Genomic DNA, 13108 nt, shown 5'->3' with positions numbered 1-13108 from the left:
CGAAGAATGATAACAAGCGCTACATTGCCTTTTGCTTTCGGTAGTCCCCTGGCGTTACGTTCATCACTTTCTTAAACAATCGAATGAACGAAAGGGAATGTGTGTAGCCCACCTTCATTGCAATATCTTGAATAGAAGCATTTGTTTCCTCCAATAACTGCCTCGCATGTCGAATGCGGAGAAGCGCCAAATAATCGACGAACTTTTCCCCCATCTCGTCCTTGAACAACTGACTAATGTACTTGGTATTTAATTGAAAATGGTCGCTGATCATTTGTAATGATAAATTCGGATCCGCATATTGCTCTTCAATATACGATTTAATGTCTAGAATCAACGTGTGACCGCTCCGCTTTTCACGCATTCGGCGAATATGATCAAATGTTTCTCCAAGCAGATCGTGATACTGCACTTTGACTTCATCCAACGTTTCAAACTTCCCTACTATTCCCGAGAGTTTAGGGTATATTTCCAAATCCCAGTTTCTGCGGTATTCATACGCCATTTCCTCCAATGATTGATTCAGATGATAGTTTAAGTAATTAACCGCGATGATGATCTCTTCCTTAGAGCTCAGGTTATTATGTAAATTCAAAAACATCTCCTCGAAGATCAATTCCCACTCCTCATTGTTTTGTTTGAAACAGGAGGTAAGCTTACGAATAATATCCAAATTGCGGTAAATTGTATGCGAAGACTTGGCGTTCATCTCCGAATATAAAAACGTTCCCGCTCCCCCTAGCACAGTCTTGTATTTCAACGCATTTCTTGCGTCCTCAAAGGAAAGCGGGATTTCGGTTACCTCTACCACACCGGAACCGATGCCCGAAGTAACCGAAAAATGAAGATGATTCTCCACCCACACGCGGAGCTCTTCCCCCATATTCTTCAGTATTCGCAAACTCGCTTCTTCATCGCTTGCCGTTCCATACAGGACGCCGAGCCGTTCATTGGCGATCCACTCCGACCAAACAGGGATAGCGTGCTTTCCGGCAATTTCGTTCACGACACTTTTCACAACAAACTTAAGCAAACTCTGATCCCGCTGATGATAAGCGCTTGTGAACTCCTGATATTTGTCGATTTCAATCACTGCCACAATCAGACATTTCAACTCATGGGTACTCTCCAAACCGTTGAGTTCCCCAATCCACTCCTCTGGTGAAATCGCCCTGGTGCCCTTTATCGTTTCCTGAAAAAAATATTGACGCCGGTATAATAAATCCTCTTGATGCTGCAGTTCATATTTGTTGGATTGTTCAACCAACTGATTCAGCGCAGTCTCAATGAACCGAAACTCATCATTTCCACCATTTGCGATGAGCAACTGGCTTTTCTGCTTGGCAAAATGCCGGATTTGTTCGACAATCACTTCAACCGGGCGATAGTTCCTTTTTGTGGCCAATATAAACCATACGAAACCCATGATCAGGGTTCCTGCAGTTATTCCTAACCAGATCCAATGAATACGGGAGAACACATGATACAAACCGCCGTCGCGAAGCCCGCTGTGAATAATCCAACCGGTATAAGCCGAAACGGCGGAATTGATTTCAGACCCGTTTTGAGGAGCATTGGCGTTCAGAATATCGGTTCCGTTCTGATCCTCCAGTTGAATATAACTGAATTTAGAGCTGGACATGTCCAATATGTACTTGGCGAGCTCCTGAACGCCTACGTTGACGACAATAAAGCCTCTATCTCCGCTCAGCAGCGGCACATTACGCACCAGAGTGATGACGTTTGTCGGAGGCTCGTCTGCAAACTCCCTGTACGGGCGAACTGGAAACCATTTCGGCGGCGCTCCTTCCCGCAATATTTCTCTTGCAAACTCTTGGTCGCCGAACTCGCTTAGCGGCATGATCACGTTTTTGCTCAGTACCATTTCATCTGCCGTGCGGTACATATAGATTGAATCGACAAGCGGCAGGGATCTGATCGTTTCACGCAGTTTTTTGGACGGCACGACAAGGCTTTCGAATACTTCTTGCGATGATTTGAAGTAATAACCCTTCAGTTCATCGTTATAACTCGTTTCCTTCATAATTTGTTGGCTATTGAACTCCAGCGTTCGGTCCAACTGGACGAGAATTTGTTCCATGAACACCTCATTCACCCGTTGAGCTTGTTCACGAGACACATTATTCACAATAGCAAAAAAGATAATCGACAAGCTGAATATAACGAGGATAAATATCGGCAGATAGGAAAGTAAGAGCCGAATAAACCATTTGCCCGGCATGTGATGCCCCCCAATAGGTTCGAATAGCATTTAGACTTATGAACAATCAGCGGAGATATACGTTCAGAATCGTTGAAATAAACGTCCTGGTCAATATACAACTTTCCGTCAATATACGTTATTGTATCATTGCCTGCTATTAACCCTGCAACCACAAGTTTCTTTCATCCTAATAAATACGGCGCCTTCCGCTGAGGGCGCCGTTTCATTCCTTGCTTATTTTTTCTCGTAGATATCCATGACTGTAACGATCTTGTCTTTATTTTTATTGTAATACGTATTGTACCACTCTTCGATTTTACCGCCGCCTGCTTTGGTCCACATGTCCTTCGCCGTTTGAGTAGCCATTTGCACGCTATAGTCCTTGGTGACGATCGCCTTCGAATACTCGTCTCCCAATTTGGAAACGCTCTGATTGATCATATTCAGGTCGTTCGGCAGGGCCGGTGTGTTCAGGAAAAAACCAGGTATCGGCGTTTGCGGATTCACATAGGTTTTACGTGCAGTCTCCAGAATGGCTGTATATTCCTGACCAACGGGAGTACTCTTGTCGATATCCATGATTCGGGGATCGCATTTGAGAGTAGCATCGGTTGGATTGCTCACCAAGGAATAGTCGCCGTTCCAAGATTTTTCCTTTTTATTTTTCTCTAGGTCTATAGGAGCCGGACAACCATTAGCATCCAATTTATAGTGTTCTCCCTCGATTCCCCATTTGAGCGCTTTCACCGTCTCTTCTTTATTCAGAAAATCGATGTATTTGATGACGGATATCGGATCTTTCGCTTTCGCGTTAATAACACCCGGTGTCGCTCCCGCCCCGGACAGCGCCGGAGCGAACTGGCCGAACTGGCTCCTCGGCAGCATGATCGGAATGACATTACCTTCAGGCACGTTTTTCTTGAAAGCCTCGAACGTCGACTTTACATCGGCCCACTGCATCGTATAAAAACCCAGTTTTCCGTTTACGAAATCGCGCTTTGCCTTTTCCCCATTCGCATCGGCGGCAAAATCCTTATCAATTAGGCCATCCTGATACAACCGCTTCTTAAATTCGGCGATAGCCTCCGTTTGCTTCCAAGGATATACCATTTTCCCGTCTTCCAAGGCTAAGCCAGCGCCAGGCACCCCAAAAATCCAGTTGAATATATTTTGGTTAAACCCGCCCCCAAGCGACATACCGAACGTATCTTTTTTGCCGTTTCCATCCGGATCGTTCTCTGTAAACGCTTTGGCGACGGCATACAATTCCTCGGTCGTTTTCGGAACCTCCAGATTGAGCTTCTTGAGCCAATCCGTCCGCACCAAGAAAACCCAGTTGATGTCCGATGGAACGAAAGCTCCGGCTTCATACAATTTTCCGTCATCCTGGGTTCCCAGCTTGCGAAGAATCGGGTATTTCTTCAGCAACGCTTTATATTCCACACTGTATTTTTCGATGAGATCATCCAAGGGCATTAGCTGCTTGGACGTGTACCAGGCATTTTTGTTCAAAGCATCGTAATCCTGGATAAAATCCGGCGCAGTGCCCGAAGCGAGCAGGACGTTCAGCTTTTCTCCCGGATTGTTGCGCAAGATCGGCACGAAAGTGGCGTCGACCGGCCCATTTTTGTTGATCCACTCGGTCCAACGGTTTTTCTCGTAGGTGCCTTCATCTGCGGGAACGCGGCCTCTGTCATAGACCATGACGGAAATATTCCCTCTTTTTTGCGCTTTAGCCGTAGCCTGCTGATCAGCCGATTCGTTTCCTTGCTCCTTGCTGCAGCCTGCGAGCACGGATCCTGCAGCCAACATTGAGGTAAGCGCCAATAGGAACGTTTTATTTCTTTTCTGCACAGATAATCCTCCCTTTTTTTAGTAGAAGCCTTTAAGTTTAACGATGAAAAACGGCAACAACCTTATCTCTTGAGCATCACCCCCTACTAAAATCTCGTTATGACTAGCTCTAATTCAATAGGAGTTCAGGAAGAGATGCAATACACAAGTTTTCGGTTCGGTATACGATAATCCAGTTCCAGCGTTATATTGGTAAAATTGTATATAACTGATTATCGCTTATCGGACATAAACTCGCTTGTTTCTGCGTCTACGTTATGTCCACCTCGACATCGTTAATCAGAGCAATTATTTTTGTCCCGTCCGCAAATTGATTGTTTACAATATTTACGTTCTTGCATGCATAAAGCTGAATCGGGTATTGCATGACGTTATGCAGCGGATAGGAATCGCTTCTCGTTATGACATTGCCCGCGAAAGTGATTCCGTCGATAGAACGGCCATACACAATGCCGACATCGAACGTAGCGAAAACATTGTTTTCAATCGAAATGTTGCGGTGATAACAGGCCTCAAATAACTCCGGACGCTCAATCTCAGGATCGATGTCAATAACGGCTCTTCCCCAGTCCGGACAGCAATAATTGCAATCCAAAAATTCGTTGTGGCGAATTATAACTTGCTTCACCGCCCCCGACTCGAACCAGTAATTGGCGTCACCGGAAATTTTAACGCCGGCCCCCGGGGCGCTGATCCTATTACCCTCAAGCAGCACGTTCCCCGATGTGCTAATCAAGAAACCGCGGGCGCGGTTTGACCTCACGGCGCAGCCCACGACCGTCAGATCGGGATTCCAAGTCGCATTCCCGACCATGTCGTCGACGTTCGCGTCGCTAGGCAGCGGCTGCTCGAATGTCAGCAGCAGATAGTCCTTATTCAACGCTTTCACATCTTTAATCGTAGAAACAGCATACGTAAGCAGCGAATCGCGGCGAACGAATTCGATCGTATCTCCCGGCTCGGCAATCGGAATGCCTTTGGCCATACGATGAACCAGCTCGATCAATAACCGGTTGTCGCCAAGACGCTCCGCAATCCGGGCATATATGCCGTGTACGTTGCACGGATCGTCCAATTGATTCTCGAACAAACAATGGTCGATGACGATCTGCCCCCGGCAGTTGACAAAATGAGTGGCATCGGCGGCGGCGGTTACGAGTCGGTCTGTTCCGGGTCTAAGCATCACGTTGAATTCACGCAAGTGAATATGCGTACACTTCTGTGCAATGAGTCCCATCCCCGGGGCATGATGGACATGGATCGATTCCAGGCTGAGCTGTTCCCCGCAATCGATAAAAAAAGCCGGGTCCTCTCTTCTGCCGAACCGCATGACGATAACGTTTCCAGCTTGCGGCAGCTTGATGTTGTCACCACGATACTTGATCACGCCCGCTGCTGCTTCCTCGACGCGCACTTTGCGGTAAGCGCCCCAGCTCAGCCTGTCGCCGCTTTGATAGGCAGGCGCCTTTGTCTGCTTGTCGAATTCGTTCAGTCCCCATACCTTTTCCAGTTTCCCGCCATACTCGAACCACACCGCGTTTCCCTCAACTTTATAGTAGGCACCTTCGGGCAGTTGGATATCGAACGATTCAGCGTCTATACGGCAGACCGTTCCTTGGGCAAACATCGGCTTCTCCCAATCGATCACGAGGTTGCGAATCGTTGTATGACTGCAGTCTTCCATAACAAACGGAATCATCGGACCATGGAAAATAAATTCTGAGCCTTGTCCGTCAATCGTAAACCCGTTTCTGCCGGTCAAAAGAAAGGCTATGCGCCGCAATCCGTCCTGATCGTGATTAGAAATAAACAGATGCTTCTCTATTGCTCTATCGGGCCAAAAATGATAGACGCCCTGCGGAAACACGAGCTTAGCGCCATCGATTTCTTTACATGATTCTAGCGCCGATCGTACGGCCAGTGTGTTGTCAAATCCTTGTTCCGGCTTCGCCCCAAACAGCTCCGCGCGAACAATCATATGGTTATCCCCCTTGTACCTGTCTGGCGTCATAAACTAGCAAGCTCTCGCCCAACCCGTTCCAACAGCTGACGGCATAAGTCGGCGAATGGCACGACTCTCCATCCAATTGATGACGATAGAAGGTATCCTCGCCCTCCCAAAGCAAGCGGAAATCATCCTCGTCCTTAAACCGGACATATAGCTTGTACCCTTCAACCCCGAGCATTTGTCCCCAAGCAAGCTCTACCGCATTTCCGGAGTCTCTTCGGACTCGCAGCCCTTGCGGGACCGATGGCGGCAAGTCACTGTAATAAACAGGGTAATCGGCGGACGGCTCACTTTCACTTAACCCGGTAAGAGCTGTAATCCGGACATGATGTTTCCGATGTCCGTCCGCATGCAGACGGTACTTCAAGTCATTTGTTATACCGGCCACTGTCCATCGCTCCCCATGATCGGAGCTCGTTTCAACGCGGTAGCATACCTCCCCAGTCGATCTCTTCCAATGAATGACCGCACCGCCTGCAACCTGTACCGCTTTCCTGACCTCAGGAGCCATCGGAGCAGGAGCTTCTGACCATTCGAGGACATAGGACCCTTTCGCTTCGATTGGGACGATGATTTGCAAGCCGTCGCGTTCATCGATTTGAACCGGTACGGCCGTTCCATTTATGTACATGCCGATCTCGCCGCCCGCCAGATCGATCGTTGCAAGCGAATCGGCATGAATACGAATCGTCAAGGTGATGGGACCGTTTGTTTGACAGCGGCCTATGAAACGCCCTGCCAAATCGAAGGTTGCTTGAACCGCTCCTTCCGCTTCTCCATCGACGGATATACTGAACGGTCCACAGCAAATGTAACTGCCGGCAAGGATCGCTAACGTAACTCCCTCCGCCCGTCTTCTGATCCAGCCCGCCCGGCCTTCAAAGGCGCTCTCCGCTTCCTCCCAGCGGAACGGCTTCTGTCTGCGGAATATCATATCGTTGCCATTTGGCGTCATGATCGAGCATCCGTAACCTGTATGCTGGGGCTTAACAGATTTGTACGGCGTAATGACCGTCATGAAGTCTCCTGTACCGTCCAGCCACATTCCCCTGGTCATGCCAGTGGCTAACTCCGTTCTTTTCGTTATGTTCCCGTAAACGGGATGAATGTGCGGGAACGTCTCCTCCTTATGCACAAACCATGAGAACCTCCGATAGACGGAGGAATTGAACACCGCATCATAAACGACGATGTAATCGGTGCCGACCATCATGACGCTTCTGCTCGCATACTCGGGCCAAGCGTACGCATCTTCCTTCGCCGAAACGATTTCCGCGAACGAAACGGCGCCTAAGTCGACGAGAGGACGATGAAGACTGTTCGGTCCGATCGACCGGTACGCTCCCTTTTTAAAAATGCCGAAATTCGTACATAAATCGGTGTCGGCCAATCGGTCATCCCCTACGTCCTCATGATCGTTATGGCTGAACGCCTTCCCTCCGGCATAGTAATACAGCACGCCGCAACCACCTTGACCGCTTATCCCCCAGCGATAATTATAGCCCTTATCCAGCTGCTGCAGCATGACGAACGCCTCCTCCGGGGTGCCGACTCCCGCTCTGAGCACGATACCGTATCCGGTATATTTACAGCTTGTCAACCTCGGCTTCGTGCCCCTATTCGGTGAATACCGCTTCTGCATAAACTTCCATGCGGAAGCTGGAGAGGCCTCAAAGTCGGAATCATCTGGTGAGGTTGCCCATAGAATGGCTTCCGCCGTCATCGGATCGTACTGTATCAGTTCATGACCGAGCTGACGGAAACTCCAAGGTGGCACTCTGCGCCTCGCATGGGCGCCTTGCGGAAGCAGCAATCTTGCCTGCTGCTCAACCCCTGCCTGCAAATCTATGGAAGGACTCGCCAAGCTGTTCAGAATCCAGCGCGCTAGCTTCGGCATCTCCTCGGTCAGTAGGTGGTTGTCTCCGGTATAATAATATTTCAGCATATGGGCGGTCTTCATCACCGGCTTCAAGAAAGCCCAAACATAGCAAGCAACGTTCTCCGTCCACCTTCCGCCCCTAGCATCGATCTGTTCTTGATCGGACCGCGTATGAACCCGCATGTTCCATTCAAGCGACCGGTCGAACTGCTCGACCCATTCCCGAGCACAAGGATGCTCGGGAAAGAACACCGCCATCAGCGCTGGAACCCCTCTGACATCGGACAAAAAATTAGGGTGTCCGCTGAGCATCGTTTGTAGCGGCATGTAATCCTCCGATGCGTGCAAATACGCCATCAGCAAATACATGCCCGTAATCCTTCGCCGTTCATCCCCTGTCATATGTTCCCTAAGACGGTGATAGGCGTCGATCCATTCATCATAAATGGCTCGTGTTGGTACCGGAGAGAAGCCTTGATCCTGACGAGGACCATACAACGCGAGTCCGTTTACAAGTTCGGTATTCCGAAGCATGCTGTCCAGCTCGGCTACCGTAGCGATTGTTCCCGTCTCGAACATAGGCTCCGGATAAGCTCCGTCATCCGGATACGTGAGCACCCAATCTTTGATTTTATCCAGACTGAGAAGGCTGTACCACTGCTGCAGCCAAAGTGTATGCGAGCTCGGCCCTCTCGGACATGCCTGCCCGCGGTCGGCCGCTTCTCTCCATATTCGATCAAGCCGCTCGACTTCTGCAATATCTTTCCGATGGTCGTAACAGCAAACCGCAGTGGATCTGCTGCCGTTTCGGATCGGATACTTCCAGCTTAGCCGTTTGTCCTTATAATGGTACTGAACGGCCAAACGTTTGCCGGAGCTCCATATGCTGTATTGTCCGTCGTTCCATCTCTCCGGATTTCGAATATAAATACCGACGCTGTCCATCGCACGGTTATCCCAGAAAGTCGCCATGTTCAAGCGTTCGAACCCTTGCCACGGTTCATAAGGAAGTAGGCAGAACGGCAGCTTCGAGTCGCCGGAGGCGTGCACCCGCAATTCAATGTGCGTGTCTGTCACCTGCCTGTCGATTTCCTCGAAAGGATATCGCTGGAAGCCTTCGAGCCTGTCATTCCTATTGAAAGGTCGGTTGGGCGCATATCGGTGAGTAGGATGGAAATGTATCCATTCCGTACACAGATGAACATCATCCTCGTCGCTGAAACCGTCCATCTGTTCGTCCACTTCTACGAAATCCATCCCGCTTATCATCTTCAAGGTTATGACGTAGGCTGCTTCATCCACCAGACACGTTATTTGGGCGACAACCTGAAGCGGGCCGTTCTCGACGATGGCGCATCTCATGCTGGCCTTCGATCCGTTGTTATAAAGGTAGGAAACTCCCTGCCATACGCCGCTTCTTCCAATCTGGTAAACGAGCATTCGTTCGGACAGGCTTGTGGATTGACTTAACGCATCACAAGGAATTGCTAGCTGTATTCGTCCGTTGTCGATGATCCACAAGTCGTTCTCCAGGGTGCACTGCACCCTGGCATTCCTAATTTCGTCTCCTTGGTCCCGCTGCGCCGCTTCTCGCTCTTCGGCTACCGACAGCTGGTAGGCGCGTCTCCCGGCCGAAGGCAGATCGGTCATAAAACGGAGCATAACTTCCGCTCCGCCCTGGGATAAATCTGGAGGCGACAGCTGAAACATAACGTTATGACCGGTATCCATGTCGGTTAACCGCAGCGTTGACGGGTCCAACCCAGAAGTAAGAATCAAAGGATAGCTGACTAGCGTCGTCGGCCATTCGAAGTACGGATGACCCAGCACATCTTCGAGTAGGATGGTCAGCGGATTTCCGTTAAATGTTAAAGTCGTCATCATGTTCTCCTTTGATCGCTATGCTTTTGCTTCCCACAATATTGGGGTATTCACTAATGGAGCTGCGGAGCATCGTATCGTAAAATGCGTAGTTGTCATGTCCGAAATCCAAACATACCCCATATTGCCGAGAGGAGTCGGGGAGACGTATGCCGGCAATTCGCCAAGGCCGTGCGCGACGATGACGGAATCCGTCAATCCGCTTATCGTAGCCGTTCCGTGCTTGATTTGGCCAATATATCCGAACGGGGACCATACGCCAGGGGTGCCGCCTGAGACACAGACATGGCCAATGGGCTTCCCTTTTCCAATGTCTTTACTCCAAATAATGGACATCGGTGTATAAGTTCCTACCGTTGGAACCGTAGTACCGTAACGTTGGAGAGCTCCCGCCAGCGTAAAGTCGCTGCTAATTTTCCCCGCTCCGCTCGCCGTCACCACCGTCTCGTATGTAATCTTCTCCACGGCGTTCGGGCAATCGTAGCTGTTGTTCATAATGTACACGTTGCCTGTCGGATTGCTTCTAAATCGGATCGCGCATAAGCTTGAGCCCGTTTTGATCGAATTGCTGCTAATAATGCCCGATCCGTTGCTGATCCCGATTTGGCCGTTCGTATCTTCGAACGTGTTCCCTGTAAATACGAAAGAATCGATTAACTTAATAGAGTTGGACGCTGCATCGGAAGTTGTAAATCCGCCTTGGATAAAGCGATTGCCGGACACCGTACAATTACTGGCCTGTAGGAGAACCTTGCAATCGCTTACCATATTGCCGGAGACGGCGGCATTCGAAGCCGCTATGCCCGGGTAATGCGAAACTGCATGCATAACCCCTCTGACATGATTTCCTGTGATGGACACCTTTTCCACGACAGCCTGGTTAGTGAGAAACTGTATGCCCTCCCCGTCCGATACGTTCTCGACCGTGTTCCCCGTAATCGAGCTTTCCCCTCCCGGATTATGAGTAGGATTGTTGCCGGTGGAATTGTCCATCCGGATCCCGGCGGTTCTGACATTCTTAATCACATTCCCGGAAATGGTAAAATTCGTAATGCTGGCGAGCGCGATACCGTATCGCAGGTTTTTAAGTGTATTGCCGCTAATAACCATATTATGGAGGTTGCTTGCAGCAGTTCCCGACACTTCATCATTGGAATTGATCCCGCCGCCGATTGAATTGGAGAGACCGAACGTACTCACGCCGTCGTACAGGAAGTTGCCGATGACTTCGCCATTATACATGCCCTCCGGGCTGCCGGCGTGTTTGAGCAAAATACCGTCGCCGTTATGGTCATGGATCCGGTTGTTGGCTACGCGCCAATTCCAGCTCCCTCCAATCCTTATTCCTTCTTCGCCCAAATAATAAACGTCATTGCCTTCTACCGTGAAATTGTTGCAGTGAGTGATATTCATAGCGTCCGTACGATAAGACACATCCAAAGATGACAGTTTGAATTTGCTCGAATCCCGGACATTTAGCCCATGTGCTTGCTTGGAAAACAACTTCGTCGTTTTCGAGCTGGATATTTTCAGGTTTTCCACGAAAAATTCGGTGCAATTAAGGAAAGTAAGTACCGTAACGGTATCGGACGTGTTGTCTAGAAAAAGTTCCGCTTTCGTACCAAGTAAGCTCACTTTTTGTCCTGTTAGTGTAAACCCGTCCGTGATCCGGTATTTCCCATTGGGGAAATAGACGACGCCTCCGTTCGGAAAAGAGGATGAAACGTATGCTATCGTTCCGCGGATCGCCTCCGTATCGTCGGTCGTTCCGTCTCCCTTCGCGCCGAACCACCGGACATCGATCGTATCGTCCACCATCAACCGTTTGAACCGGGTACCGGACGCCGCTACGACAATCGTTCCCGTATTGTCAGCCGACGTGGTGTCGGCCAAATCGACACGAAAATGACCCTCTTTTCCTTCATCCCGTACAAAATAGAGAAACTCTGGGTCGGGACTGGTATTGGCCCGGATTTCGGCAATCGTAGTCGACACAACCAGATCCGCCGCTTTTAGGATCGGCACCTTCCCCTTGCCGTTAAGCTCTCCATACACGGATTCGGTAACCGATCCTCCCTCTTTCCCGAAGACAGTTGACGACACTTGGAGCATGCTGCCCGCTGCTATCGCTGCGCCAGCCATGCCAAAGGCAGTCAACAGTTTTCTACGGCTTACTTTGACGTCCGTCTCCCCCGGCTGATCCTGGTCCAAACTTTTTTGTGCGTCCTGCTCCATCTTTTCATTTGGCATATTGATTCCTCCTTCATAATTGGGATAAACAAGGAATTTCGCTCACAACTTTGCATCATCCATTCTGCATGATAGTCCTTCCATTCCCCCTTTCGGCAAATTCACTGCGGCCGAACCTTCTACCCTTTGATCGACCCGATCATGACGCCTTTGACGAAATATTTTTGTAAAAACGGGTAGACGACTAACATCGGAACCACCATAGCTATGACGCCTGCCGATTGTATCGACTGTGGAGTGACGGACTCCATCATGTCATCGCTCAAACGTCCTTCCGTAACCTGTTGGGCCAACTGGTTGTTCATGATCATTTGCTGCACCAACACAGTCAAATTATGCTTTTCGGAGGAGTTGATATAAATCATGACGCTAAAAAACGAATTCCAATGGCCGACGGCGGAGAACAAGATGAGCGTGGCTATCACAGGCATCGACAGAGGCAGCATGATTTGCATAATCAAGCGGGTTTCACTGCATCCATCGATCCGCGCTGCGTCCTCCAGCTCGCCCGGAATATTCTCGAAAAAGGTTTTCAGGACAAGCAAATGGTACACCCCGACAAGACCGGGTATCCATAAAGCGCCGTATGTGTTCACCAGTCCCAAGCTCTTGACCAGCAGATAGCTTGGAATGAGTCCGGCGGAGAATAACATAGTGAAGAGAATCATTAAGGTTAAAGGTTTCCGGTAGTAAAAATAAGTGCGTGATAGCGGGTAAGCCGCAAGAATGGTGAATACCAAATTCAGTATCGTTCCGACGACGGTAATCTCGACGCTATTTTTAAACGCATGCACGATTCTCGTTCCCTCGATTAGCAGCTTATACGAATCCAGAGTGAAACCGACCGGCCACAACCCGACAAATCCGGAGAGGACGGCATGCTCCGAGCTTAAGGAGAGCGATAGGATATGGATAATCGGCAGGATACAGCTGATACCGAATATACCGAGCAGCACATAGTTAAAGCCATAAAAGATTTTTTCGCCGAATGTAGGCTTCATGTCGATTCTCC

The 13108-nt window shown here is 49.5% G+C and carries 6 protein-coding genes; all 6 read right to left on the bottom strand.

Going from position 1 to position 13108, the window contains the following annotated elements; translation table 11 throughout:
- Nucleotides 1-19: 19 nt before the first annotated feature.
- A complete protein-coding gene (locus AB4114_RS09530; RefSeq protein WP_441988243.1) occupies nucleotides 20-2242 on the bottom strand; it encodes a helix-turn-helix domain-containing protein in 2223 nt (740 codons plus the stop codon).
- A 216-nt stretch (nucleotides 2243-2458) separates the two neighbouring features.
- The gene (locus AB4114_RS09525) at nucleotides 2459-4078 is read right to left on the bottom strand and encodes a hypothetical protein (RefSeq protein WP_441988242.1); all 1620 of its coding nucleotides are present in this window, start codon (nucleotides 4076-4078) and stop codon (nucleotides 2459-2461) included.
- 250 nt (nucleotides 4079-4328) lie between these two features.
- The gene (locus tag AB4114_RS09520) at nucleotides 4329-6056 is read right to left on the bottom strand and encodes an alpha-1,3-galactosidase-related protein (RefSeq protein ID WP_441988241.1); all 1728 of its coding nucleotides are present in this window, start codon (nucleotides 6054-6056) and stop codon (nucleotides 4329-4331) included.
- Between the two features lie 4 nt (nucleotides 6057-6060).
- Nucleotides 6061-9849 (bottom strand): hypothetical protein, encoded by a 3789-nt coding sequence (locus tag AB4114_RS09515; RefSeq protein WP_441988240.1) that lies wholly within the window; start codon nucleotides 9847-9849, stop codon nucleotides 6061-6063.
- A 15-nt stretch (nucleotides 9850-9864) separates the two neighbouring features.
- Nucleotides 9865-12096, bottom strand: a complete 2232-nt coding sequence (locus AB4114_RS09510) for a right-handed parallel beta-helix repeat-containing protein (protein WP_441988239.1) — start codon at nucleotides 12094-12096, stop codon at nucleotides 9865-9867.
- A 119-nt stretch (nucleotides 12097-12215) separates the two neighbouring features.
- The gene (locus AB4114_RS09505) at nucleotides 12216-13097 is read right to left on the bottom strand and encodes a carbohydrate ABC transporter permease (protein WP_441988238.1); all 882 of its coding nucleotides are present in this window, start codon (nucleotides 13095-13097) and stop codon (nucleotides 12216-12218) included.
- Between the last annotated feature and the right edge of the window lie 11 nt (nucleotides 13098-13108).

This window comes from Paenibacillus sp. 2RAB27, assembly GCF_052115445.1.
Lineage (GTDB): Bacteria > Bacillota > Bacilli > Paenibacillales > NBRC-103111 > Paenibacillus_E.
This window is presented reverse-complemented; position numbering and strand designations above follow the sequence as displayed.